Origin of the sequence: Actinobacillus equuli (assembly GCF_900636745.1) — a bacterium.
Taxonomy (GTDB): Bacteria; Pseudomonadota; Gammaproteobacteria; order Enterobacterales; family Pasteurellaceae; genus Actinobacillus; species Actinobacillus equuli.
Window position 1 is genome coordinate 1,340,726 of record NZ_LR134310.1, and the last position, 25,821, is coordinate 1,366,546.

Here is a 25,821-nt window from a genome sequence, read left to right on the forward strand (position 1 = left end):
GTCAAAATTGTATAGTATTGGTAATGATTTGTATTCGTAATGTTATGAGATTTTATATAATTTACTAGTATCAAATCAGGTGGTTTTAGCTACCGTAATTCTCACTATTCTAATAATGAAACTAAAATGGAAATACGTAATAAGATTCGTAGAATTCGGGAAATGAAGCAATGGTCGCAAGAGAAAATGGCAGATAAAATGAATATGTCATTAAGCGGTTATGCCAAAATTGAGCGAGGAGAAACAAAACTTTACTATGAAAAGTTAGTGCAAATTTCAAATATCTTTCATATCCGTTTGGAGGAGCTGATATGCGTAGCTGAAGATATTTCAGAAAGCGATCATCAGGTAAATTTAAGCGATATAGGAGCGTGCAATCCATTTTTTACAGATGTATTAGAAGTGGAAAAATTGAAATTGTTACTTTCTCATAAAGAAGAATTATTAATACAAAAAGACAAAGAACTTGAGCATTTACGTAAAATTATTACGTTATTAGAACGCTAAGGTATAAGCGGGTAAATTTGCAAAATTTTCTACAATTTGACCGCTTGTTTTATCGGGTCGAGCTATGCTGGCGCGAGTGTCCTCATTCGTGCTTTTGCTGTTTTATTGGGTTGAACGTTTAAGCCACCAAGCACGCAGATGGTCGTAACTAAGATTAAAGAAGAAGGCGTATACGATCACAAAAAGCGTCATGCCGATATCCATAATAAACGCCGACCACCAATCGACATCGAGCATATACGCCACCAACGGAATGGTGAAGAACAGTAAACCGCCTTCAAAGACTAAGGTGTGGAAAATGCGTAATCCGACCGTGCGAGTTTCGCGAGGGGCGGTAAAAATATGATCGAAAACCGTGTTAAACAGCATATTCCATAACATCGCCACAATTGAGATGGAGACAATCGTACCAGTGAGTAAACCGGTATGATGCGAAGTAAACAGGCTCATACCGATAACGGTAAACAAAATGGCGAAGAGTTCAAACAAAACAGCGTGAAAGATTCGCTCTAAACGGCTCATTGGCATAGTCGCTTTCCAAAAAATAAGCGGTCGTTTTTAGCAAATTTTTTACCAAAAACAACCGCTTGTAGTCGGTTAAATTAACGCTCGATTTTAGAACGAATCAATTCGATTAAATCGGTCATTTCTTGCGTTGGAGCAGGGGCTTGATGCATAAACCAACGGAATAATTCCGGATCGGTATATTTAAGCATTGCTACAAAAGTTTGCTGCTGTGCTTCGCTTAAATCATCAAAATGCGCTTTGTAAAAAGGCATAATCATTTTGTCTAATTCGCGCATACCACGGCGGCATTCCCACTCAATTCTAAAACGATTTAATTCAGCCATTATTTCACCTCGTGAATACGTAGTTCTTTTGGTACTTCAAACACCATATTTTCTTCACAACCTTCTAAGTTGCTCACACCGGTTACACCTAAGGTTTTTAAGTGTTCCACTACCGATTGTACTAAAACTTCCGGTGCTGAAGCGCCGGCGGTAATACCGATGGTGTTAACACCTTCCAGCCAGTTCGGATCAATATCTTGCGGGCCGTCAATTAATTTAGACGGCACACCCATACGTGAAGCCAGTTCTGCTAAACGATTTGAGTTTGAAGAATTTTTAGAACCGACCACTAATACCAGTTGTGATTGTTTTGCCAATTCTCGTACCGCTTGTTGGCGATTGGTTGTCGCATAACAAATATCGTTTTTACGCGGGCCTTGAATCGCCGGATATTTCTCTTTTAACGCTTCAATCACACCGCTGGTATCGTCAATCGAAAGCGTGGTTTGCGTCATAAAGGTCAGTTCGTCTTGATTGCTGACCGGCAGTTTTGCAATATCTTCAACCGATTCCACCAAGAAAATGCCAGCGTCTTGGTTGTCATATTGTCCCATCGTGCCGATCACTTCCGGATGGCCTTCGTGTCCGATTAAAATCGCTTTGGTACCTTTTTTGCTGGCACGCGCCACTTGCATATGTACTTTGGTTACTAACGGGCAAGTTGCATCAAATACTTTTAAACCACGACGTTTAGCTTCTTGGCGAACCGCTTGTGAAACACCGTGTGCCGAGAAAATCACAATCGCATCGTCTGGCACTTCGTCCAACTCTTCGACAAACACCGCACCTTTGGCTTTTAAACCGTCCACCACAAAGCGGTTATGTACCACTTCGTGACGTACATAAATTGGTGCACCGTGAATTTCGAGAGCGAGTTCTACAATAGAAATTGCTCGATCTACACCGGCACAGAAACCTCTTGGGTTTGCTAATAAAATATTCATTTAATCACTCTTTTTCTTTTTGTCGAGGAATGCTTCCAAGATGAGCAATCCCGCACCCACTACAATGGCAATATCCGCCACATTAAACACAGGATAATGATAGATATCCCAATAAAAATCAAAGAAATCAACTACATAGCCGTTATAAGCACGGTCAATTGCATTACCGATTGCGCCGCCGATAATCAGTGCATACGCAGAATTTTCCAATTTTTTGACCGCTTGATTACGCCACAGCATTACAATTAAACCCAGTGAAATGACAATAGCTAATCCTAAGAAGAAATATTTCTGCCAACCGCCGTGATCAGCCAAAAAGCTGAATGCCGCACCGTAGTTGCGTACGTAGGTTAAATTGAAAATCGGTAATACGTTTACGCTTTCATACAGCTCAAAGCGTTGTACCACAATGTATTTGGTCCATAGATCAATAATAATAGTCGCTAAACTTAGCCACAACCATTTGATTCCGGTCTGTTTCATAGTTTCCCTATTTGAATGTGAATAGTATGTCTGGTTGGTATGTTGCCCTTCTCACAGGGGTAACATCACTAAAAACGGTTAAATGGCATCTTCGTTTTCTTCACCGGTACGGATACGAATCACTCGCTCGACATCATAGATAAAGATTTTACCGTCACCGATCTTACCTGTTTGTGCGGTATCGATAATTGCTTCGATACAAGCGTCCACTTGATCATCCGCTACCACGATTTCCAGTTTAATTTTCGGTAAAAAATCAATCGCATATTCCGCACCTCGATAAAGCTCGGTGTGACCTTTTTGACGACCAAAGCCTTTCGCTTCGGTGACGGTCATACCGGTAATACCCGCATCGGTTAATGCTTCACGTACATCATCCAGTTTGAATGGTTTAATAATTGCTTCAATTTTTTTCATATGGTTCTCTATTGATGTTTAGATAAAATCGCTTCCCAGCTTAAATTATAATAAAACCAATATTTTTCAGCGAAAATTTGGTTATTTTGTAATGCACCCTTCCAAGGTTTACGGTGTGAAGTATAGTGAATAACGACAGGAGATTTTCCAGCTAGATCTTCACTTTGTAAACATTCAGATTCTAAACCTCTTTCTAATAATGCATGTCTTGCACCGACTTGATAATTATAAATTTTATCTAGAATTTTCCATTTTTTGTGGAAAACTATATTAAGAATATCTTGGTCTGCATATATCACATTCGCAAATTGAGAAGTTAATTCGCATAATGTATATTCAATATTTTCTTTATTCCACAATGGTACATTAATTAATAAAACACCAGCATTGAAATAAGGTTTAAAGTCAGGTATCTCTGCATAGTAATGTTCTACATAATTTATAAACATATCAGGGACTGCAGCAATAATATCGTTTTTAAGATCAACATCGTATAACGATGAAATATCACCATCTATTATAAGGTCACAGTCTAAATAGAGTAATTTTTCAACAGGTATCTGCCCTAAGAGATAACGAAAAAAAGTTTCTTCTGTAATATGTTCTATTGTTTTCCAGCTCTTTGCATTTGGCATATTTACTTGGCAAGAAATAATTTGCGAATTTAATGGTTGCAAATATTTATTTAGGCTATCAAACCAAGGTTGTGCAAATTGTGCATTATGCAATAAATAAAAATTGATATTTTTATGAAAATAGCTGGCGGATTTTATAAGTGTAATAATTTGTTCTGCATAAGCATGATTAGCGGCTAAAACGATATTTATTTGATAATTAGTTTGTTTAGAGTGAGTCATTACATTATCTTCTTGCAGATTTTGGGCGGAAACTTTCGCAGATTTCAGGATGCGTGTCGATATAAATTTCACTTAATAGCTGCAGACAGTACGGTACAGCACTAAAAATACCTCGTACCAGCGTGTTACCTTGTTCATCTTTTACCCCTTCTAGCGTCTCTTTAATCGCTTTCGGTTGTCCCGGTAAATTTAAAATCAACGAATCGTGACGAATGACACCGACTTGACGAGAGAGAATTGCCGTCGGGACAAAATGCAGACTTACTTGACGCATTTGTTCGCCAAAGCCCGGCATTTCTCGATGTGCTACTGCAAGGGTCGCATCCGGTGTGACGTCTCGTTTTGCCGGCCCAGTACCGCCGGTGGTTAATACTAGATGGCAATGGTGTGTATCCACCAATTCAATCAATGTTTGCTCAATTACAGCTTGTTCGTCCGGAATTAAACGTGTTTCAACTTCAAACGGGGCAGTCAATGCGGATTCCAACCACGCTTGTAATTCAGGAATGCCTTGGTCTTGGTAAACACCGCTAGAAGCACGGTCTGAAACAGAAACCAAACCGATTTTTAATGTCTCTTTACTTAACATTATTTATCCTTTTGCAATTTTAAGGCGGGTTGAAACCCGCCCGAATCAGTTATAAATTCACTAAAACGTGATTATTTTTTCTCTTCCGCTTTTGCCGGTTGTTTGCTTTCTTGCTCTTTTAGCATCGACATTGCCATATTGATACTTTTTTCAACCGTAGCACGGCGTGGCTCACCTTCAGGAATCAGTTTTAACATCATACCCCAAGTCATTGCCGCCATTTTGTAATCTTCTTCTTCAAAAGAGCTGAAAGCGAGTAGGCTCAGTGCATCTAAATTGGTGTGGTCTTGGCGTAAAATTTCTTTTAATACCTCTTTACCTTTGTTTTTATCCGCTTGATCTTGCGAGAACATCAGTATCTGTGCATAACTGCCTTTATATTGCAGATTTTTTGGGTCTAATTTGCTCGCTTTTTCATAGCTTTCCAACGCCAATTGACCGTCATCTTTCGCCATCCCGATTTGACCTAACATAAACCAACCTTTGGCGTCATTCGGTTTATTTTGTAATTCGACACGTAACGCCATGGCAAATTGATTTAACTCTTGCTCAGATAGCGGATTGGTATCTTCCTCTTTGATACGCTCATAAAAATATTCTAATTTTTTATGGGTCATATCAATCATAGTACCGGCTTGCCATGAACCAACGCTGACATAAGCGCTGGTGCCGATAATCCCTACAGCAATCAGTAATACCGCAAACCAAATTTTGCCGATATGGCTTTGTTTAGCCTGCACTGCTTCAGCTTGCTCAGGAATATCGTCTAATAAACTTTGTTGAAGCTCTAATTTAGTTTTTTCAGGGTCATCAATTACCCCTTCATTCGCTTCACGTTCAACTTCTTTTAAACGGTCAAAGTAAAAAGCTTTATTCAGGTTATCTCGTTTTAAGCTTTGGCGTTTTGTTTGCTTGGTAAGCAAAGGATAAAACGCAATTAAGCAGATAACCACAGTCATTGCTACTACAATAATCCAAAAGTTCATTAGTTGTCCTTCTCGTTAAGAATTTGTTTTAAACGTGCTTGATCAAGCGTTGAATTTGCAGAATTTTGGCTAAATTCGACCGCTTGTTTTGGCTTAGATTTACGTCTCCAAATCAACGCAAAACCAAATAACAGTAATGCGATGGGTAACGCCCAAAGTAATACGGTAGCCGGCGTCATCGGTGGATTATAAGTGACAAAATTACCGTAGCGCTCAATCATATAATCCACGACTTCCTCTTTATTTTTGCCTTGCTTTAGTAATTCTAACGTTTTAGCACGCATATCGGTCGCAATCGTTGCATTTGAATCGGCAATATTGTTGTTTTGACATTGCGGACAACGTAATTCTTGAATTAATGCACGATAATCCGACTCTTGCTGCGGATTATCAAATTGGTTGAATTCAACCGGTGCGGCAGTCGCTACGGCACTTGCCATTAAAAAAATTGGGAGGAGTTTTTTCATTTTATTAAATATCCTACATTCCATAATGTAATTGATTGTTCGCAAATAAGATCTTTAAATAATCCTTGATATAACTTTATATTTTGGTCTGGAATTATTATGTTGTTTTTAACGTCTGTTTCGTGGTGAGGAAGAAATATTTTATATTTGTTATCTTCGTATAAGATACTTCCGCAATAAATTCTTTTTCTTTTATTTAATTTGTTTGCTATGCCATTTATAATATTTTTAGGATGGTTTAATATATATTCTTCATGGTTTAGAATTACATAGGGTTTCTCGTTGTTGTCATGAATCCCGAGTGCATTCATCAATGTTTTTCCGTTGGCTGCTATGCATAGCATAATAATAAAAAATGTAATGATATGTAGATTGATAATTATTTTAATACTTTTTATCTTTCCCATAACGTAAAAGGAATAGCTTGTATGTAGCAAGGTCAATATAAGTATACTTATTCCGTAAGCAAGCAGGCTTTCATTAAAAAATATATATGCAGCATATGATATGAATAATGAAACTGTAGTTGTTGTCCATATATAAAATCCATATCCTAAATATATATCTATATAATCAATTAATGTGTATTTTTTATTTTTTGTTAAAAGTCTTTTTATAGTGATTATTGTTACAACGCTTAATCCTATAAGCATATGCCAAAAATATTCTGGGTAAAAATAAAATGCTATAGATGTTATAAGATTGAATAATATAATGGTTTTAATTTGTGCTTCTTCATTAATAACATTATTATTTTCTTTTTTGTTGAGCTTTTTAAATGATATAGATGATATTCCATATATCATAAAAAGTGTTGTAAAAAAGATAGCTGCCCCAGTTAGAGATAGAAATATCTCTTTTGAAGTGGAGAGAGAAAATAAATTTCTTACTCCAATTTCGTTTAAGTATATAAATGTAGTGAATGCTCCAAAAAGAAAAGAACAGAATGTGATTCTTGCAATTGTTATATATGATAAATAACGCTGAATAATTCTTCTTTTCTTATAATCTATGAAGCTCATATTACATTAACCTTACTTCAATCCATCATAAATCGGCTTTAACACTTCATTCCATACTTGATCATTTACATCACCGGCGTGGCGGTAGTGGATAACACCTTTACCGTCAATAATAAATGTTTCGGGTGCGCCGTATACGCCGAGATCTAAGCCCAGTGAGCCTTTCGGGTCATAGATATTTGCTTTGTAGGGATTGCCGTAATTGGCGAGGAATTTCATTGCTTTTGAGCGTTCGTCTTTGTAGTCCACACCGACAATTTCCACACCTTGTTTTGCCAGTAGGGTTAAGTATTCGTGTTCGGCATAGCAGGTTGGACACCACGTTGCCCAAACGGTTAATAAACGAGGTTTGCCTGTTTTTACGACATTTTGATCAAGTAGCTGTTTCTCATCTAAAACGGACTCTAATTGGAAATTTGGAATGGTTTTACCCACTAATGCGGATTCAAGTTTTTTCGGATCATCACCTTGAGCATTGCGTGAAAGCTGCACCATAAAAGTAACGGTTAAAGCTAAAAAAATGATGAGAGGAAGTAAAAGTTTCTTATTCATAACAAGCGGTCTGTTTTGTTTAAAATTTTGCAAATAGAACGTTAGCTTAACAAAAATTTGTGTATTAATCGCCTACTAATTCTCTGTATTTTGCGTTTTATCTAAGCGGTTAAATTTTTGCTAAATTTTACCTATAAAAAAGGCACTATCTCTCAGTGCCTATCAGTTATTTTCTCAACTTAACGGTTTGAATGGCGTGATCTTCGCCTTTTACCAAAATTAAATTCGCGCGTTCACGACTCGGTAAGATATTTTGTTTCAGATTTAGGCCATTAATTTCGTCCCAAATAGTGGAAGCGGTTTGAATGGCTTCTTGCTCCGAAAGTTTAGAATAATGGTGGAAGTAAGCATTCGGATCAGAAAACGCACTACGGCGGAATTTTAAAAAACGATGTACATACCATTCTTTTAGCAAATCTTCATCCGCATCGACATAAATGGAAAAATCGACAAAATCTGATACAAAGACGTTATGCGGGCTGGAAGGGTAGTTCATACCGCTTTGCAACACATTCAATCCTTCTAAGATCACAATATCCGGTTGATCAACCACATTATATTGGTCCGGAATAATGTCGTAAGTTAAATGCGAGTAAATCGGTGCCTGCACATGGCGCTTACCTGACTTGATGTCTGATACAAAGCCGATTAAACGATGAATGTCGTATGATTCCGGAAAACCTTTTTTCTTTAATAGGTTTTTTTCTTCCAACGTTTTTAACGGATATAAGAAGCCGTCCGTGGTAATTAAATCCACTTTACGTTCTTCCGGCCATTGCGAAAGCAAGGCTTGTAAAATACGTGCCGAAGTACTTTTGCCAACGGAAACGCTGCCGGCAATACTGATAATATAAGGCACTTTTGGCGAAGCAACACCTAAAAAACGATGTAATACCGTTTGGCGTTTGAGATTTTCTTCAATGTAATAGTTGATCAGACGTGCCAAAGGTAAATAAATCGTACTCACTTCTTCTAATGAAAGATCTTCATTAAAACCGAGTAGCGGTTTTAAATCTTGTTCTGTGAGTTTTAATGGCACTGATTTACGTAATTCAGCCCATTTTTGGCGATCAAAAGTTAAAAAAGGAGTAATTTTGTTTGATTTTTGCAGGCTCATAGCCAAATTCTCTAGTTTTCAGGTAGTGCAGATTGCATTTCCAATGGAATGCGCAGTCACAAATATACAATATAAATCTAAAAATAGGGCGTTTTATCTCGTTAAAATCACGTAAAACATACAAAAAACAGACGTTTTGCGTATTAAACAAGCGAAAAAACAAGTTTTTCAATTTTTTTTGAAAAAATGCTTGCACAGTTTCAAAATTTCCCTATAATGCACCTCACTTGCTTACGACAACGCAACGCCGACTTAGCTCAGTAGGTAGAGCAACTGACTTGTAATCAGTAGGTCACCAGTTCGATTCCGGTAGTCGGCACCATTATTGCAAATCGTGATTAAGTATTCAATTATCGTGGAGGGATTCCCGAGCGGCCAAAGGGGGCAGACTGTAAATCTGTTGGCTCAGCCTTCGAAGGTTCGAATCCTTCTCCCTCCACCATTTCTTACTTAATTGAATCGCATATGACATCGGACAGACGAATTTAGAACAGCGGGCATCGTATAATGGCTATTACCTTAGCCTTCCAAGCTAATGATGCGGGTTCGATTCCCGCTGCCCGCTCCAAGCGCTGATATAGCTCAGTTGGTAGAGCGCACCCTTGGTAAGGGTGAGGTCGGCGGTTCAAATCCGCCTATCAGCACCACTACTCTTCTAAAATCTTCTTTTCAGTGTTTTAAATCTTAGTAACAATTTCTACATTTGGTTAATGTGGTTATGTACCATTTGTAACCGTGTTTGTTTAAGAGGCTTTTAAAAATGTCTAAAGAAAAATTTGAACGTACAAAACCGCACGTTAACGTGGGTACAATCGGCCACGTTGACCATGGTAAAACAACTTTAACAGCAGCGATCACAACTGTATTAGCGAAACACTTCGGTGGTGCAGCTCGTGCATTCGACCAAATCGATAACGCGCCGGAAGAAAAAGCGCGTGGTATCACCATCAACACTTCACACGTTGAGTACGATACAGAAACACGTCACTACGCACACGTTGACTGCCCGGGACACGCGGACTATGTTAAAAACATGATTACTGGTGCGGCACAAATGGACGGTGCAATCTTAGTAGTAGCAGCGACAGACGGTCCAATGCCACAAACTCGTGAGCACATCTTATTAGGTCGCCAAGTAGGTGTACCATACATCATCGTATTCTTAAACAAATGCGACATGGTAGATGACGAAGAGTTATTAGAATTAGTAGAAATGGAAGTTCGTGAACTTCTTTCTCAATACGATTTCCCAGGTGACGATACACCAATCGTACGTGGTTCAGCGTTACAAGCGTTAAACGGCGTAGCGGAGTGGGAAGAAAAAATTCTTGAGTTAGCGAACCACTTAGATACTTACATTCCAGAGCCAGAGCGTGCGATTGATAAACCATTCTTATTACCAATCGAAGATGTATTCTCAATCTCAGGTCGTGGTACAGTAGTAACAGGTCGTGTAGAGCGTGGTATCATCAAATCAGGTGAAGAAGTTGAAATCGTAGGTATCAAAGAGACTACGAAAACAACAGTAACTGGTGTTGAGATGTTCCGTAAATTATTAGACGAAGGTCGTGCGGGTGAAAACGTTGGTGCATTATTACGTGGTACAAAACGTGAAGAAATCGAACGTGGTCAAGTATTAGCGAAACCAGGTACAATCACACCACACACAGACTTCGAATCAGAAGTATACGTATTATCAAAAGAAGAAGGTGGTCGTCATACTCCATTCTTCAAAGGTTACCGTCCACAGTTCTACTTCCGTACAACAGACGTAACAGGTACAATCGAGTTACCTGAAGGCGTAGAGATGGTAATGCCAGGCGATAACATCAAAATGACTGTGAGCTTAATTCACCCAATCGCGATGGACGAAGGTTTACGTTTTGCGATTCGTGAAGGTGGCCGTACAGTAGGTGCAGGTGTTGTAGCGAAAATCATCAAATAATTAAGTTTTTAGCTTAATATTTGAGAGCGAAATGCTAGAGAAGGCGTGTCGAAAGACACGCCTTTTTTATTTTGTATCAATTTAAATCTCAGAGTATAATTCAGCCCCTACAGAAAATTAGAGGATTTAATGTTTGCTTTTGATTTTCTAATTTATAAAGCGCGTATAAATAATTTGACCTCGCTCTAGTTTGATTGCCTGATTAAATTATCATTTAAAATAAAAAAATTATGGAAAACACAACACAAGTACAGGCAATCGATATCTATATTGATTTTGCAACAGTTCCCAGTTTAAGTTACTTCTTACATTTTCTTAAACACAAACATGATCATCAAAGATTACGTCTATTTTCATTAGCCCGTTTCGAGATACCGGAAACAATCATCGAGCGATATGAAGAGGGCATCATTCAATTTTCTCGTAATGTAGCACATAATGTTGACCCATTACTTGAGCAATTACGTACCATTCTTTCTCAAGAAGGGAAGCAATTTGAATTACATTTACATTTAAACTTGCTCCATAGTGTTGAGATGTTTCTGAATTTATCACCGACTTATACGAAATATAAAGACAAAGTCAGCAAGGTTGTTTTACATTTGTATGATGATGGTTCTGAAGGCGTGATGAGTCAGTATCAGTTACAGCAATCTAATTCACTTGCACAAGATTTGGCTTCAACAAAAGCATCTTTGGTGTCTTTATTTGAAATCGGAGAAGGCTCGTTTACCCATATTGATTTGATTCGTTATGTCTGGAATGCTGTGTTCGAAACGCATTATTATTTGCTTTCCGATCACTTTTTAGTGCATGAAAAGCTACAACCGTTGAAGGCAGAATTAGGTAATTATCAATTACTAAATTTTGCAGCATACCGAAATTTATCAGGTGAAGATTTATTATGGTTAAAACAAATATTAAAGATCGATGTTGAATTAGAAGCGCTAATGCAAAAATTAACTGCTCAACCAGTTTATTTTTTCAGCGGTACGACATTCTTTAATATTAGCTTTGAGGATAAACAGCGTTTGGCAGATATTCATGCGATACTTATTCGTGAACATTTGGATCCTAATAGCCAACTGTTTATTGGTGAGCCATATGTATTCGTATTTAAAGGACATCCGAATAGTCCTGAGATTAATCAGGCGTTACGAGAGTATTATTCTGACGTGATATTTTTACCTGACAATATTCCGTTTGAAGTACTGGCGTTATTCGGTTTTGTGCCGGAGAAAATTGGTGGATTTGCGAGTACACTACATGTAAATAGTGAAAAGCGTAAGTTAGCGAATTTATTCTTTTTGACCTCAGCAGAGGAACAAGAACGTAATCGTTCTGACGGTTACATCAAACAATATGCACTTGCACAAACAATGATAGAAATGCAATTAGTTAGCCAAGAACAGGTGTATTATTGTAGTTTTTCAGCATAAAAAAGCCGACAATTGTCGGCTTTTTTATATGATATTAGGCGATCTTGACCGCTTTACATGCGCTGGTCGGATTCACAATGCGTTCTCTTGCGGCAATAATTTGTAATTCATATACGCCGGAATTTGCGGTGATTTCCATAACATCGTTTACTGCATTTGCAGTATGTTCAAACGCTTCTAGATCTGACTTACCATTCAATAAATTTGCTAAGAATAGTCCGGCAGTTAAATCACCCACACCAACCGGCTCTTTATCAAATTGATAGAGTGGACGGCTAATATGCCAAATGCCTTCAGCCGTTGCAAAAAGCATCTCAAATTTGTCCGCTTGTTTGCCTACTTTGCTTAAATGTTTGACTAAGACTTTTTTCGGGCCTTTGCTTAAAATAACCTTAACCGCTTCGATCGCTTGTTCAAAGTTTTCAACGGGTAAGCCGCTAAGTTCTCGTAATTCGACCAAATTCGGTGTAATGATATCTGCATGTGCCATTGCGATATTAATTAAGCCTTCTTTAACTCCGTCCGCCACGATACAGCCTTTATCTGGATGACCCATCACCGGATCACACAGGTAAATTGCATTTTTATTCTGTAATTTAACCGCTTGATAGGCTTTAACAATCTCTTCCACCTGTTCTGCCGAACCGATATAACCGGATAACACAGCGTCGCAATGCTTAAGTGCATCAATATCGGCAATACCTTGTACGATTTCGCCGATTTGTTCTTTTGGAATCACCATACCTTTCCATTTACCGTATTGCGTATGGTTTGAAAATTGCACGGTATTCAATGCCCATACATCCACGCCGAGTAATTGCATTGGGAAAGTTGCGGATTTATTTCCTGCATAACCGTATACAACATGGGATTGAATAGAGAGGATATTTTTCATTCTTTTGATTCCTTTTTTGTGTTCAATTGTGGATAATTTGGGCGAAATAAACTTGCATGTGAAATAAAAATACCTATAATAACGGCTCTTCCAACGAAGTATGCCGACTTAGCTCAGTAGGTAGAGCAACTGACTTGTAATCAGTAGGTCACCAGTTCGATTCCGGTAGTCGGCACCATTCTTATATCTTCTCTTTTATTTCTTCAAATTTTTCTTTACAAAAGTTTCTAATTTTAAATTTGTTATTTATTTTTTGCGCATAAAAAAGCGGTAGGATTTCCACAAAATTTTGCCAAAATCCGACCGCTTGTTTTCGCTTAAACGTATCCGTAACTCATTAAGCGTTGGTAACGACGATCTAATAAATCTTCGGTGCTTAATGGCGAGAGATCAGCTAAGTCTGCTAAAATACGTTCTTTAAGGTTTTGTGCCATTTGGGCCACATCACGATGCGCACCACCTAATGGCTCGGCAACAATACCGTCAATTAAGTTTAACTCTTTTAAACGTTGTGCGGTTAAGCCCATAACTTCTGCGGCGGTTGAAGCTTTTTCTGCGCTTTTCCATAAGATTGAAGCACAACCTTCCGGCGAAATAACCGAATAAGTTGAATATTGCAACATATTCACTTTATCACCCACACCGATCGCTAATGCACCGCCTGAACCGCCTTCCCCGATCACCGTACAGATAACCGGCACTTTTAATTGCGCCATTTCACGTAAGTTGCGCGCGATAGCTTCCGCCTGACCACGTTCTTCCGCACCGATACCAGGGTATGCGCCCGGTGTGTCGATAAAAGTAATAATCGGCATATTAAAACGTTCTGCCATTTCCATTAAGCGTAAGGCTTTACGGTAGCCTTCAGGTGCCGGCATACCAAAGTTACGTTTTACTTTTTCTTTGGTTGTACGACCTTTTTGATGACCAATAACCATTACCGGGCGACCTTCTAAACGCGCAATACCACCGACAATCGCTTTGTCATCAGCAAAAGCACGGTCACCGGCTAATTCGTCAAATTCGGTGAAAATATGTTCGATATAATCTAAAGTGTATGGACGATTCGGATGACGTGCCATACGTGATACTTGCCACGCGTCTAAGTTCGCAAAGGTTTTTTTAGTCAGTTCTTCGCTTTTCTTTTGTAGGCGTTTGATTTCGTCATCCAAATCAATTTTACCGTCTTGCGCACTCACAGCACGAAGCGATTCGATTTTGGCTTCAAGCTCGGCAATTGGTAATTCAAAATCTAAATATTCTTGGCTCATTATTTCAGTCCTGTTTTGCAGAAAATTCTATCTATTCTATCAGTGATAGAAGGAAAATAGGCAGAAAAGCGGTGTTTTTTTGCAAAAATTTGCAATTTTCACAACAGATCCGACCGCTTATTCCTCAACGGTAAATTGTCCCATTGCTCCTCGGTCTCTTAACATAAAGTCGGAAACACCAAAGGTGAACGGTAGTTGGTCAGAAGCAAGATGGTCAAAGCGAACCAATAAGGTGACTTCTTGGTCTTTCTCCAACCAAACGGTATCTTGCCAAGCTAGCTGTTTATGCGGTTCACGTTTACGATCTCTGGTTTCGACAATAAATTTTGCACCTTGTAGGGTAAAACCAACCGCTTCGTTGCTGGTAATATACCAGCGCTCCACGCTGCCTTGCTTAATGGTAAAGTCGATACGTTTAGGGTCAAATCGCTGTTGGTTAATTAAACGATCTAACGGGCGTAATGCGATACGGCGTTCCTGAGTGATTTTCAGTTGGAACGAATCTAAATCGAAAACCGGTAATGAAGGTTTGGTGGTGAATACCGATGCCATACCTTCGGGGCGCAATTCTAAAATGACATTGTCCACTAAATCGTTATTATCGGCGAATAGGCTTTTCGCTTTGTAAAAAATATCCCGTTTTTGACCGCTTATTAGTGAGACGGTTTTGCCGTCATTGAGGTCGACTAACACTTCAATACGAGCGGAAGGAGCAAGCGTGACGCTAGGCATTTCCACCGGCTCGGCAAGCATTCCCATTCCGGTTGCTATCACGTGTAACGGCTTATCATTATCTAAACGTAGCTCATAAGCTCGCGATAAGGAAGCATTAACAATACGTAGGCGTACCCAGCCTCGTGCCACGTTGTGATAAGCCGATTCTTGTCCGTTAACAAATAAACGTTTGCCAAAGAATTGCTTCTGATTCAGATCGAGTAACTGAATGCCGTCTTTATTAATGTGCTGGTCTTGCAAGACCAATGGAATATCGTTCACTCCATATTTATTGGGTAGTGATGCCGTTTTACTATTGGCATCTTCAATAATCCAAAGTCCAGCCAAGCCTCTATACAGCTGAAATGCAGAATTTAGCATAGTGTCAGCGTGATACCAGCAGGTACACGCGGGTTGATGGATGGAAAGAATCGGTGACCAACTGCTTTTCGGCGCTAATTTACGGTGTGCCGAACCGATCATTTCAGTCGGTGCTAATAGCCCCTGAATATTGATGGAAACCTGCTGTGGTAGATTATTCACATAAGTTAATTTGACAAAATTATCCGATTTTACTCGGACAGTCGGCGCAAGGTATTGCCCATTAACGCCCCAAACATCCACCAATTTTCCTTTATTAAATTGTGTTTGCGCCGGACGTAAATCCAAACGAACAGGGCGACCTCGTCCCACTTCAATAATCGGTGGAATGCGTAATGGCTGGCGTTCTACGGCAAAAAGTGTGTTGGGTGCAGAAAGCATCGCTCCGGCTAATGCGGAGCGTTTGAGTAGTTGTCTTCGAGTCAGATTTTGTTTCATTATGTGCTTATTTCTTGGCATCTAACGCTGCAATTTCAGCATCTAAATCAGCTATTTTAGCTGCCATAATGCTATGGCATTTTTCAATCAATTCTTTGATATTGTCACGATTGTAACCGGTCGTATCAATCGGTTCTAAACTTTCGCAGATAACAGTACCGTTGTTCCAACGATTGAGATCAACTTTATTATGTAACGAAGAACACACAATCGGCACAATCGGCACGCCCGCTGCGATTGCGGTATGAAATGCGCCGGTCTTGAAAGGTAATAAGCCACGGCCTCGGCTACGAGTGCCTTCTGGGAACATCCAAATGGAAATTTGACGCTCACGAATAATTTCACCCACTTTATTCATCGTGCTAATTGCGCTACTACGTTTTTCTCGATTAATAAAAATATTGCCGGTTGCCCAATACACTAAACCGAAAAACGGAATCCAAATCAGGCTTTTTTTACCGATCGTGACGGTACGTGGTGGCACGATACCGGCAATAGTAAGCATATCGTAGTTATTTTGATGGTTAGCGATATAAATTGCCGGTTGAGAAAATTCCGGACGTGGACGATAAATCACTTTCAAGCCGACCAGTTTGTGCATCGACGCATACATTCTAGCTACGATGCCGACCGTGCTAGGATGACGGAAACGGATAAAAGCGTACACCGTACCAATAATAGAAATAATAATCGCAGTCACCGCGACTGCAAGAATACGAGCGAGTTTTAGCATAATAAGCCCTTCAAAAAATCAACATTTTATTGCACGCAGTATAACAAAATTTACTTATTTTATTAAAAGGTTTAAACGGCAATTAAAAGTCGATATATTAGGTTGGCTTTTAACCAATGATAGGAGTTTGATATGAGCAAGGTAACATTAATGGGTAACCCGATTGATGTAGCGGGTAACTTTCCACAAGCGGGCGAAACCGTTGAGAATTTTACATTAGTGAATAACAGTTTAGAGAATGTTTCTTTGGCGGATTTTGCCGGTAAACGCAAAGTGTTAAATATTTTCCCAAGTATTGATACCGGTGTATGTGCGACTTCAGTACGTGTGTTTAACCAAAAAGCGGCGGATTTAACAAATACGGTTGTTTTATGTATTTCTGCGGATTTACCTTTTGCGCAAGCGCGTTTTTGCGGTGCGGAAGGTATTGAAAATGTGCAAACGCTTTCTACTTTCCGTAATAAAGAGGTTCATCAACAACTTGGTGTTGATATCCAGAGCGCACCCTTAGCCGGTTTAACTTCTCGTTCGGTAATTGTATTAGATGAAAATAATCGTGTATTACACAGCGAATTAGTTTCCGAAATCAAAAATGAACCGAATTACGAAGCAGCATTAGCCGTTTTAGCGTAATCTTAACAAGCGGTAGAATTTGCAAAAAATTTAGCAAAAATGACCGCTTGTCGACAAAAAAGCCCACGCATCAAAGCGTGGGCTTTTTTAGTATTAATGCAAAATAACTATTACATAGTTACATTTTTAGAACCTTGAACTTGAACTTCAACACGACGGTCAGGAGCTAAACAAGCGATTAACGCTTTACGACCTTTAACGGCGTCACATGTAGCGCCAGTTACAGGGTTTGCTTCACCGTAACCTACAGCAGTTACGTTAGCCGCATTTTGACCTTTAGAAACTAAGTAGTTAGCTACAGTTTCAGCACGACGTTGAGAAAGTTTTAAGTTTGCAGCTTCTTTACCGATACGGTCTGTGTAGCCGTTAACTTGGATAGCAGGAGTTGCTAAACCTAAGTTAGCGATTTCAGTGTTAGCTGCATCTAAAGCTGCTGCTGCCGCTGGTTTTAAGTTAGATTTACCGAAAGCGAATAATACGTCAGAGCTGAACGCGAAGTTTTTAGTTACAACTTCTGGAGCCGCTTCAACTGGAGCAGCACCTTGACCGAAACGGTAGCTTAAACCTGCAGATACAGAGTGGATATCTGGAGCATATTGGTCAACTGGGTTTTTCGCACCATTACCTGTACGCTCGATAGCTTTGTTTAAGTTACCCGCTTTGTTTAAGTATTGATATTCAACACGAGCTGCTAATTCTGGAGTAATTGCGTATTCAACACCAGCACCTAAAATTGTAGATGCTTTTAATTTGTGGTATTTTTCAGCTTCGTCTTTACCTGTATTTACTTCTGAGAATTTGTAGTCGTTACGAACAACTGCAACACCAACTTTACCGTAAACGTCTAAGTTAGGTAATACTTCGTAGCTTGGTTTTAATGCTAAGTTTAAACCGTGAGCAGAGTGACGGTATGTAGTGTGTTTACCTTCATCTTGGTTACCACGAGCACGACCGTAGAAATCGTAACCTAATTCAGCTGCTAAACCAAAGTTGTTTTGGTTTAAGATTTGGTAACCACCGAATACACCGTAAGTTACAGAGTTGCGGTTGATACCTGCATCTGTTGTACCATTTTGGTAACGAGCATCATTTTCATATTTTTGGTTGAATTGACGAACACCTTCGTGAAGTGTTGCCCAACCTGCTTTAGCACCAGCGTAGAAAGTGTTTTGTTGTGGAGCTGCTTGAGCTACTGCTGTAGCAGATAATACTGCTAACGCAACTAATGATTTTTTCATTTTGATAATCCTCTAAATTTTTATCGTCATCTATTAAAATCCCCTTTCAAGGGGATTATGAATATCAGTTTTGTTACTTTCTTTCTCACTGTGCAAGAAAGAAAACTGCTATTACTATTTCATTTTATCAAATTATGAGCTAAAAATACAATAAAACCGCTATTTCCTTCAGATAGATAAAGGTTTGCTATAAAGAGTTGCAGCTTTTAGTTCTATCAGATAATAAAAAACGCCCACATTTCTGCGGGCGTTTTTCTATTCTTTAGTAATAAAGAACGAACTAAATTACATAGTTACGTTTTTAGAACCTTGAACTTGAACTTCAACACGACGGTCAGGAGCTAAACAAGCGATTAACGCTTTACGACCTTTAACGGCGTCACATGTAGCGCCAGTTACAGGGTTTGCTTCACCGTAACCTACAGCAGTTACGTTAGCCGCATTTTGACCTTTAGAAACTAAGTAGTTAGCTACAGTTTCAGCACGACGTTGAGAAAGTTTTAAGTTTGCAGCTTCTTTACCGATACGGTCTGTGTAGCCGTTAACTTGGATAGCAGGAGTTGCTAAACCTAAGTTAGCGATTTCAGTGTTAGCTGCATCTAAAGCTGCTGCTGCCGCTGGTTTTAAGTTAGATTTACCGAAAGCGAATAATACGTCAGAGCTGAACGCGAAGTTTTTAGTTACAACTTCTGGAGCCGCTTCAACTGGAGCAGCACCTTGACCGAAACGGTAGCTTAAACCTGCAGATACAGAGTGGATATCTGGAGCATATTGGTCAACTGGGTTTTTCGCACCATTACCTGTACGCTCGATAGCTTTGTTTAAGTTACCCGCTTTGTTTAAGTATTGATATTCAACACGAGCTGCTAATTCTGGAGTAATTGCGTATTCAACACCAGCACCTAAAATTGTAGATGCTTTTAATTTGTGGTATTTTTCAGCTTCGTCTTTACCTGTATTTACTTCTGAGAATTTGTAGTCGTTACGAACAACTGCAACACCAACTTTACCGTAAACGTCTAAGTTAGGTAATACTTCGTAGCTTGGTTTTAATGCTAAGTTTAAACCGTGAGCAGAGTGACGGTATGTAGTGTGTTTACCTTCATCTTGGTTACCACGAGCACGACCGTAGAAATCGTAACCTAATTCAGCTGCTAAACCAAAGTTGTTTTGGTTTAAGATTTGGTAACCACCGAATACACCGTAAGTTACAGAGTTGCGGTTGATACCTGCATCTGTTGTACCATTTTGGTAACGAGCATCATTTTCATATTTTTGGTTGAATTGACGAACACCTTCGTGAAGTGTTGCCCAACCTGCTTTAGCACCAGCGTAGAAAGTGTTTTGTTGTGGAGCTGCTTGAGCTACTGCTGCAGCAGATAATACTGCTAACGCAACTAATGATTTTTTCATTTTGATGATCCTCTAGATTGTCATCGATTAAAAAAATAAATAACTTCAATACCGCCCGGTACTAAAGTTTAACTTATATGCTTCCACCTCATTAGAGAAGAAAGATAGTTAATTTTCTAGGATACTGAACAAAAGTACAACAAAAATTTGTCTTTTTGCCAAAATAAAGTTGCAATATTCCTATACAACATATTCTTGTTCTCTAATCAAACGAGCAAGAATGTGTCTATTATCGGAGTTCAAATTCACAAAATCAATAACCCAGCCCCCTCAAAAGTGTAAGAAAATGTATAGAACTGTTTATTTAATGGTTAATATGTAATAAATTCAATCATTCAACTTGTTTTCTTCACTTTCATTTTCAATATTCACAAATCTTGTTAATATCGGTTTACCTCGAATTTATATTCCTATAATAATCAATATGCTTCCACAATTATCAAAAATACCGGAGCTTAATAAAACGGTTATACAGTTTTTAGACGAGCTCAAATATCAACATTTTAGCGGTGATATTGCTTCTAATTATGCTGACCGCCTTTCTTTAGCGACAGATAATAGTGTTTATCAGCAACTTCCGCAGGCGATTTTATTTCCTAAATCGGTTTCGGATGTGGTGATTCTAACGAAATTGGCACAACGTCCGCATTTTCAACATCTGACTTTTACCCCTCGTGGCGGTGGTACCGGCACGAACGGGCAATCGCTGAATAACAATATTATTATCGATCTCTCTCGCCATCTGAATCAAATCCTCGAATTAAATGTAGAAGAACGTTGGGTGCGGGTGCAAGCCGGAGTGGTTAAAGATCAGCTTAATCAATTCTTAAAACCGCACGGCTTATTTTTCTCTCCTGAACTTTCCACCAGTAACCGCGCGACCTTAGGCGGTATGATTAACACCGACGCTTCCGGGCAGGGCTCACTGCAATACGGCAAAACTTCCGATCATGTTTTAGCGATCAAATCGGTATTGATGAACGGCGAAGTGTTAGAAACACAAGCGGTTAAATCTTGCGATTTTTTTGCAGAAATCGACCGCTTGGGCTTAACTGCTACCGGTAAACAGCTCCACCGTGAAATTTTTAGGCGTTGTCGTGAGTTACGTCCGACCGTTCTTGCCGAGTTGCCGCAACTCAATCGCTTTTTAACCGGTTACGATTTAAAAAATGTGTTTAATATAGACGAGAGTGAATTCAATCTGACTCGTATTTTAACCGGCTCGGAAGGCTCGCTTGCTTTTATTTGCGAAGCGAAACTCAATTTATTGCCGCTGCCGAAATTCCGTACCCTAATTAATATTAAATATCATTCGTTTGATGCGGCATTACGTTCAGCACCGTTTATGCTGAAAGCCAATGCACTGTCGGTTGAAACGGTCGATTCTAAAGTGCTGAATTTGGCGAAACAGGACATTATCTGGCATTCGGTGTCTGATTTATTGACCGAAGATCCGAATAACCCGATTCTCGGTATTAATATTGTGGAATATGCCGGTAGCGATCAGACGTTAATCGAACAACAAGTGGCTGACTTAATTAAAGCGTTAGATGAAAAACTGGCGGATTCAACCAGCGGTATTATCGGCTATCAAATTTGCAACGATATTGCCTCTATCGAAAAAATTTATGCGATGCGTAAAAAAGCAGTCGGTTTATTGGGTAATGCTAAAGGCTGGGCGAAGCCGATTGCGTTTGTGGAAGACACTTGCGTACCGCCGGAGCATCTTGCCGATTACATCGCTGAGTTCCGCCAATTATTAGATGATCACGGTTTGGAATACGGTATGTTCGGTCACGTGGATGCCGGTGTGCTACACGTTCGCCCTGCATTAGATTTAACCGACCGCGCGCAAGTACAAAAATTTAAAGCGATTTCCGATCAAGTGGTCGAACTCACCGCTAAATACGGCGGTTTGATTTGGGGTGAGCACGGCAAAGGTATGCGTTCGGTGTATGGCGAGAAATTCTTTGGTGAAAAATTATGGAGAGAATTACGTTATATCAAACAGTTGTTTGACCCGCAAAATCGCTTGAATCCGGGCAAAATCTGTACTCCGTTGGAGAACAATGCGGCACTTTACCCGATCGACTCATCAATGCGTGCCGATTTTGATCGCCAAATTCCAATTCAAGTGCGTGAAGAATTTAAAGGGGCGATGAACTGTAACGGTAACGGGCTGTGCTTTAACTTTGATGTACATAGTACGATGTGTCCATCAATGAAAGTATCGGGTAACCGCCTTTATTCACCGAAAGGGCGTGCGACTTTGATTCGAGAATGGCTCAGATTACTTGCCGAACAAAACGTATCGCCGGACGATTTGATCTTTAAATCGCGTAAACAAGCGGTCAAATTAACCGATTTTGTTGCAAAAATTCGCAACACGCTGAATAAACAGAAAGAATACGATTTTTCGCACGAAGTAAAAGCGGCAATGGACACTTGCCTTGCCTGTAAAGCCTGTGCCAGCCAGTGTCCGATCAAAATTGACGTACCGACTTTCAGATCGCAGTTTAATGAGTTGTACCATAGCCGTTATTTGCGTCCGGCAAAAGATTATCTGGTTTCCAATCTGGAATTTGTCGCACCAATGATGGCGAAAGCACCGAAGTTTTTTAACTTTTTCAGCAGCTCAAAATTAGCGGAAAGTGTAGCGAATAAAACGATCGGAATGACGTATTTACCGGCACTTTCCGTACCGAATTTACAACAGCAATTAGTTGAGATTGGCTATCAGGGTGTAACCTTAGAGGCTTTGGAGGCACAAGCAAGCGGTCAAAAATCAGCGGAATTTTGCAAAACAGTGTTAGTAGTACAAGACCCGTTCACTTCGTTCTATGATGCGAAAGTGGTGGCGGATTTTGTACAGTTATTACAAAAACTTGGTTTCCGTCCGGTGGTATTACCGTTTAAACCGAGCGGTAAGGCGCAACATATCAAGGGTTTTTTAAGTAAGTTTGCTAAAACTGCACGCAATCAGGCGGAATTTCTCAATCGTGTCGCTCAACTCGGCTTACCGATGGTGGCGGTAGATCCTGCTCTGACCTTAGTTTACCGTGACGAATATCGTGATATCTTAAAAGCAGCGCGCGGTGATTTCAAAGTGCAACTGGCTCACGAATGGCTACGAGATGTGATTCAAGCCGGTGAACTGGAACATTGCAAAAAATCAGTAAATTTTGACCGCTTGAGCTGGCATTTATTCGCACACTGTACCGAAACGACCGAATTGCCGAATGCGCAGAAAGAGTGGCAAGCGATTTTCTCTCATTTCGGTGAACAGCTAGTGAATGAAAATGTCGGTTGTTGCGGCATGGCGGGTACGTTTGGACACGAAACCAAACACCTTGAAATGTCGAAAGCGATTTATCAGCAATCGTGGCAAATTAAATTGAAAAATAAACCGCTTGAGCGTTGCCTCGCTACCGGCTATTCCTGCCGTTCGCAAGTAAAACGTTTTGAGCATTATTCGGTTAAACACCCGATTCAGGCATTGCTTGAGGTGGTGTAGTAAATCTCCCCTAACCCCTCTTTACTAAAGAGGGGGATCTATATTGAAGGCAATAGAGATCGCGACTTTTTATTCATATCTTCTTTTATAAAGAAGACTAAAGATTTTTCATAAAGGAAACATAATGACTATTTGGAAGCAAACTGCAACTTGTGAACAATTAAACGCACTTAGCCAAAAATCGGCGGTAGCGCATTTAGGTATCGAATTTACCGCAATCGGTGAAGATTGGATTGAAGCGCAGCTTATGGTGGATGAGCGTACCCAACAACCGTTCGGCGTATTGCATGGCGGCGTGTCAGCCGCTTTAGCGGAAACCACTGCCAATGCCGGTGCGTTAATGGTGTGTGAAGCGCATCAAATTGCGGTCGGAATGGAACTGAATATCAGCCATTTAAAATCTGTGCCGGCTGGCACAAAGGCGATTGCACGTGCAACACCGCTTAAATTAGGGCGTGAAGTGCAGGTGTGGAATATCGACATTAAAGACGAACAAGGCAATCTTTGCGCCGTGGCTCGTCTTTCAACCAAAACCTTAGATAAACGTTAGTTTCTTATCAAATATAAGCGGTCGACTTTGATCAACTTTTTGCAAAATTCTTGATAAATCCGACCGCTATTCGCAAAAGGCGGTTGGATCTAGTGCCAACCTATTATAAAATGCCTTTCTTTTTATCTGTCCTTAACCCAAGAGAAACTCAACATGAATTCAAATCGTAGTTTACTGGTACTGGGGCTGTTATTGGTGTCTTTCCTTGTATTCACTCAGTGGCAACAAGATTTTAACCCTGAAATTCAGGCGCAAAAACAAGCACAACAACAAGCTCAAGTTGCATCACAATCAGGCGATGTGCCTGCTGCATCTAACGCAAATACCGTTATTGCGGAGAATGCAACCCAAGGTAAAACCATCACTATCCAAAGTGATGTATTACGTTTAACCATCGACACTTTAGGTGGCGATGTGATTGCTTCGGATTTATTAGCGCATAATGCGGAATTAAATTCTGAAACACCATTTAAATTATTACAAACCGGTGCAACAACTTATGTTGCTCAGAGTGGTTTAGTGGGTAAAAACGGTATTGATACCAATACAGGTCGTCCGCAATACCAAGTTGCGCAAGACGCATTTGTATTAGCTGAAGGTCAAAATGAAATCAGTGTGCCGATGACGTTTGAAAAAGACGGTGTGCTTTACACTAAAACTTTCGTGTTAAAACGTGGTAGCTATGATGTTGCGGTGAACTTCAATGTGAAAAACCAATCTGCGCAAGCAATCGAAGTTCAGCCTTACGGTCAGTTAAAACATACCTTAGTAGAAAGCTCTGGTAACTTAACCATGCCAACTTATACCGGTGGTGCGTATTCTTCATCGGAAACCAACTATAAAAAATATAGTTTCGATGAAATGGCAAAAGCGAATTTAAACATTGATACGAAAGCCGGTTGGGTTGCGGTATTACAACACTACTTCGTTTCTGCTTGGGTTCCGAATCAAGATGCTCAAAACTCACTTTACTCTCGTACTAGCAACGGTATTGCGACTATCGGCTACCGTGGTCCGGTAACAGAAGTGGCGCCAAACAGCGAAGCGACGATTACCAGTCAATTATGGACCGGTCCGAAAGATCAAAAAGAGATGGAAGCAACTGCAGCAAACCTTGATTTAACCGTAGATTACGGTTGGGCGTGGTTTATTGCAAAACCGTTATTTGCGTTACTGACTTTCATTCAAAGCATAGTGACTAACTGGGGCTTAGCGATTATCGGTGTAACGCTTGTGGTTAAAACGATTCTTTATCCGTTAACCAAAGCGCAATACACTTCTATGGCGAAAATGCGTATGTTACAGCCGAAAATCCAAGAAATGCGTGAGCGTTTCGGTGATGATCGTCAACGTATGAGCCAAGAAATGATGAAGCTCTATAAAGATGAGAAAGTAAATCCAATGGGCGGCTGTTTACCGATTCTTATCCAAATGCCGATTTTCATCGCATTATATTGGACGTTTATGGAAGCGGTAGAACTTCGTCACGCACCGTTCTTCGGCTGGATTCAAGACTTATCGGCACAAGACCCGTACTACATTCTTCCATTATTAATGGGTGGTTCGATGTTCTTGTTACAAAAAATGTCGCCGACACCAGTGGCAGATCCGGTACAACAAAAAGTGATGACTTTCATGCCGGTTTTATTCACGGTATTCTTCCTCTGGTTCCCATCAGGCTTAGTGCTTTACTGGTTAACTTCAAACTTAATCACGATTGCACAACAATGGTTGATTTACCGTAACCTTGAGAAAAAAGGTTTACACTCTCGTAAAAAATAAACGAGCGTTTTAACTAAAAAAGCACTGTCCGCCAACGGTGCTTTTTTGTTTTTATGGTATGATAAAGCAACGACAAGCGGTCC

Annotated in this window: 25 protein-coding genes and 5 tRNA genes; 12 read left to right on the forward strand and 18 right to left on the reverse strand. The window is 39.8% G+C overall.

Features of this window, described 5'->3' with window-relative positions:
- The first annotated feature begins 126 nt into the window (after positions 1 to 126).
- Positions 127 to 507 carry a helix-turn-helix domain-containing protein gene (locus EL121_RS06305; RefSeq protein ID WP_039198464.1) on the forward strand — a complete coding sequence of 127 codons (381 nt, stop codon included), beginning with the start codon at positions 127 to 129 and terminating at the stop codon, positions 505 to 507.
- A 102-nt stretch (positions 508 to 609) separates the two neighbouring features.
- Here EL121_RS06305 and EL121_RS06310 read toward each other — a convergent pair whose 3' ends face one another.
- The 12 genes from EL121_RS06310 to coaA form a co-directional block, all read right to left on the reverse strand.
- Entirely contained in the window at positions 610 to 1,035 is a 426-nt protein-coding gene (locus EL121_RS06310; RefSeq protein WP_039198466.1) for a PACE efflux transporter, read from the reverse strand.
- 74 nt (positions 1,036 to 1,109) lie between these two features.
- On the reverse strand, positions 1,110 to 1,358 hold the full coding sequence (locus EL121_RS06315; RefSeq protein ID WP_039198468.1) for an FAD assembly factor SdhE: 249 nt from the start codon (positions 1,356 to 1,358) through the stop codon (positions 1,110 to 1,112).
- Positions 1,358 to 2,302: a 4-hydroxy-3-methylbut-2-enyl diphosphate reductase gene (gene ispH, locus EL121_RS06320; protein WP_039198470.1), complete on the reverse strand. Its 945-nt coding sequence runs from the start codon at positions 2,300 to 2,302 to the stop codon at positions 1,358 to 1,360. The genes EL121_RS06315 and ispH overlap by 1 nt, the downstream gene beginning before the upstream one ends.
- A complete protein-coding gene (gene lspA, locus EL121_RS06325) occupies positions 2,303 to 2,785 on the reverse strand; it encodes a signal peptidase II (protein WP_015674061.1) in 483 nt (160 codons plus the stop codon).
- 78 nt (positions 2,786 to 2,863) lie between these two features.
- Positions 2,864 to 3,202, reverse strand: coding sequence for a nitrogen regulatory protein P-II (gene glnB, locus EL121_RS06330; protein WP_039198472.1), 339 nt, complete (start codon positions 3,200 to 3,202; stop codon positions 2,864 to 2,866).
- Between the two features lie 8 nt (positions 3,203 to 3,210).
- The gene (locus EL121_RS06335; protein ID WP_039198474.1) at positions 3,211 to 4,059 is read right to left on the reverse strand and encodes a glycosyltransferase family 8 protein; all 849 of its coding nucleotides are present in this window, start codon (positions 4,057 to 4,059) and stop codon (positions 3,211 to 3,213) included.
- Positions 4,060 to 4,063: 4 nt separating this feature from the next.
- Positions 4,064 to 4,648: a molybdopterin adenylyltransferase gene (gene mog / locus EL121_RS06340; RefSeq protein ID WP_039198476.1), complete on the reverse strand. Its 585-nt coding sequence runs from the start codon at positions 4,646 to 4,648 to the stop codon at positions 4,064 to 4,066.
- Between the two features lie 71 nt (positions 4,649 to 4,719).
- Positions 4,720 to 5,634 carry a c-type cytochrome biogenesis protein CcmI gene (gene ccmI, locus EL121_RS06345; RefSeq protein ID WP_039198478.1) on the reverse strand — a complete coding sequence of 305 codons (915 nt, stop codon included), beginning with the start codon at positions 5,632 to 5,634 and terminating at the stop codon, positions 4,720 to 4,722.
- A complete protein-coding gene (locus tag EL121_RS06350; protein ID WP_039198480.1) occupies positions 5,634 to 6,101 on the reverse strand; it encodes a cytochrome c-type biogenesis protein in 468 nt (155 codons plus the stop codon). Before EL121_RS06350 ends, ccmI begins: the two co-directional genes overlap by 1 nt.
- A complete protein-coding gene (locus tag EL121_RS06355) occupies positions 6,098 to 7,123 on the reverse strand; it encodes a hypothetical protein (protein WP_039198482.1) in 1,026 nt (341 codons plus the stop codon). Before EL121_RS06355 ends, EL121_RS06350 begins: the two co-directional genes overlap by 4 nt.
- Before the next feature lie 12 nt (positions 7,124 to 7,135).
- Positions 7,136 to 7,675, reverse strand: a complete 540-nt coding sequence (locus tag EL121_RS06360; protein ID WP_039199090.1) for a DsbE family thiol:disulfide interchange protein — start codon at positions 7,673 to 7,675, stop codon at positions 7,136 to 7,138.
- Between the two features lie 166 nt (positions 7,676 to 7,841).
- Positions 7,842 to 8,792, reverse strand: coding sequence for a type I pantothenate kinase (gene coaA / locus EL121_RS06365; RefSeq protein WP_039198484.1), 951 nt, complete (start codon positions 8,790 to 8,792; stop codon positions 7,842 to 7,844).
- A gap of 246 nt (positions 8,793 to 9,038) precedes the next feature.
- On the opposite strand from coaA, the gene EL121_RS06370 reads away from it, so the two are divergent.
- From EL121_RS06370 to EL121_RS06395, 6 genes are all read left to right on the forward strand, one after another.
- A tRNA-Thr gene (locus tag EL121_RS06370) sits at positions 9,039 to 9,114 on the forward strand.
- Positions 9,115 to 9,149: 35 nt separating this feature from the next.
- Positions 9,150 to 9,234 (forward strand) — tRNA-Tyr (locus tag EL121_RS06375).
- Between the two features lie 51 nt (positions 9,235 to 9,285).
- Positions 9,286 to 9,360, forward strand: a tRNA-Gly gene (locus tag EL121_RS06380).
- A 3-nt stretch (positions 9,361 to 9,363) separates the two neighbouring features.
- Positions 9,364 to 9,439 (forward strand) — tRNA-Thr (locus tag EL121_RS06385).
- 113 nt (positions 9,440 to 9,552) lie between these two features.
- Positions 9,553 to 10,737, forward strand: coding sequence for an elongation factor Tu (gene tuf, locus EL121_RS06390; RefSeq protein ID WP_015674055.1), 1,185 nt, complete (start codon positions 9,553 to 9,555; stop codon positions 10,735 to 10,737).
- A gap of 230 nt (positions 10,738 to 10,967) precedes the next feature.
- Positions 10,968 to 12,176, forward strand: coding sequence for a hypothetical protein (locus EL121_RS06395; RefSeq protein ID WP_039198486.1), 1,209 nt, complete (start codon positions 10,968 to 10,970; stop codon positions 12,174 to 12,176).
- A 34-nt stretch (positions 12,177 to 12,210) separates the two neighbouring features.
- On the opposite strand, the gene pdxY is transcribed toward EL121_RS06395, so the two are convergent.
- Entirely contained in the window at positions 12,211 to 13,071 is an 861-nt protein-coding gene (gene pdxY / locus EL121_RS06400) for a pyridoxal kinase PdxY (RefSeq protein ID WP_039198488.1), read from the reverse strand.
- 102 nt (positions 13,072 to 13,173) lie between these two features.
- On the opposite strand from pdxY, the gene EL121_RS06405 reads away from it, so the two are divergent.
- Positions 13,174 to 13,249: transfer RNA gene (locus EL121_RS06405), tRNA-Thr, on the forward strand.
- Positions 13,250 to 13,388: 139 nt separating this feature from the next.
- On the opposite strand, the gene accA is transcribed toward EL121_RS06405, so the two are convergent.
- The 3 genes from accA to EL121_RS06420 all read right to left on the reverse strand — a co-directional run bounded on the left by accA (position 13,389) and on the right by EL121_RS06420 (position 16,608).
- A complete protein-coding gene (accA, locus tag EL121_RS06410) occupies positions 13,389 to 14,342 on the reverse strand; it encodes an acetyl-CoA carboxylase carboxyl transferase subunit alpha (RefSeq protein WP_005625202.1) in 954 nt (317 codons plus the stop codon).
- A 117-nt stretch (positions 14,343 to 14,459) separates the two neighbouring features.
- Positions 14,460 to 15,875: a multicopper oxidase domain-containing protein gene (locus EL121_RS06415; protein ID WP_039198490.1), complete on the reverse strand. Its 1,416-nt coding sequence runs from the start codon at positions 15,873 to 15,875 to the stop codon at positions 14,460 to 14,462.
- 7 nt (positions 15,876 to 15,882) lie between these two features.
- Positions 15,883 to 16,608, reverse strand: coding sequence for a 1-acylglycerol-3-phosphate O-acyltransferase (locus EL121_RS06420; protein WP_039198492.1), 726 nt, complete (start codon positions 16,606 to 16,608; stop codon positions 15,883 to 15,885).
- A 132-nt stretch (positions 16,609 to 16,740) separates the two neighbouring features.
- On the opposite strand from EL121_RS06420, the gene tpx reads away from it, so the two are divergent.
- Positions 16,741 to 17,241 (forward strand): thiol peroxidase, encoded by a 501-nt coding sequence (gene tpx, locus EL121_RS06425; RefSeq protein WP_039198495.1) that lies wholly within the window; start codon positions 16,741 to 16,743, stop codon positions 17,239 to 17,241.
- 110 nt (positions 17,242 to 17,351) lie between these two features.
- Here the strand turns inward: tpx and ompA (EL121_RS06430) are convergent, their stop codons facing one another.
- Entirely contained in the window at positions 17,352 to 18,479 is a 1,128-nt protein-coding gene (gene ompA, locus EL121_RS06430) for a porin OmpA (protein ID WP_039198498.1), read from the reverse strand.
- Between the two features lie 285 nt (positions 18,480 to 18,764).
- Entirely contained in the window at positions 18,765 to 19,892 is a 1,128-nt protein-coding gene (gene ompA / locus EL121_RS06435) for a porin OmpA (protein ID WP_039198500.1), read from the reverse strand.
- 424 nt (positions 19,893 to 20,316) lie between these two features.
- Here ompA (EL121_RS06435) and ydiJ point away from each other — a divergent pair, with 424 nt between their 5' ends.
- The 3 genes from ydiJ to yidC all read left to right on the forward strand — a co-directional run bounded on the left by ydiJ (position 20,317) and on the right by yidC (position 25,738).
- Positions 20,317 to 23,406 carry a D-2-hydroxyglutarate dehydrogenase YdiJ gene (gene ydiJ / locus EL121_RS06440; RefSeq protein ID WP_039198502.1) on the forward strand — a complete coding sequence of 1,030 codons (3,090 nt, stop codon included), beginning with the start codon at positions 20,317 to 20,319 and terminating at the stop codon, positions 23,404 to 23,406.
- A gap of 124 nt (positions 23,407 to 23,530) precedes the next feature.
- Complete coding sequence (locus EL121_RS06445; protein WP_039198504.1) at positions 23,531 to 23,956, forward strand: hotdog fold thioesterase; 426 nt, start codon at positions 23,531 to 23,533, stop codon at positions 23,954 to 23,956.
- 153 nt (positions 23,957 to 24,109) lie between these two features.
- Positions 24,110 to 25,738 (forward strand): membrane protein insertase YidC, encoded by a 1,629-nt coding sequence (gene yidC, locus EL121_RS06450; RefSeq protein ID WP_039198506.1) that lies wholly within the window; start codon positions 24,110 to 24,112, stop codon positions 25,736 to 25,738.
- The last annotated feature ends 83 nt before the right edge of the window (positions 25,739 to 25,821 follow it).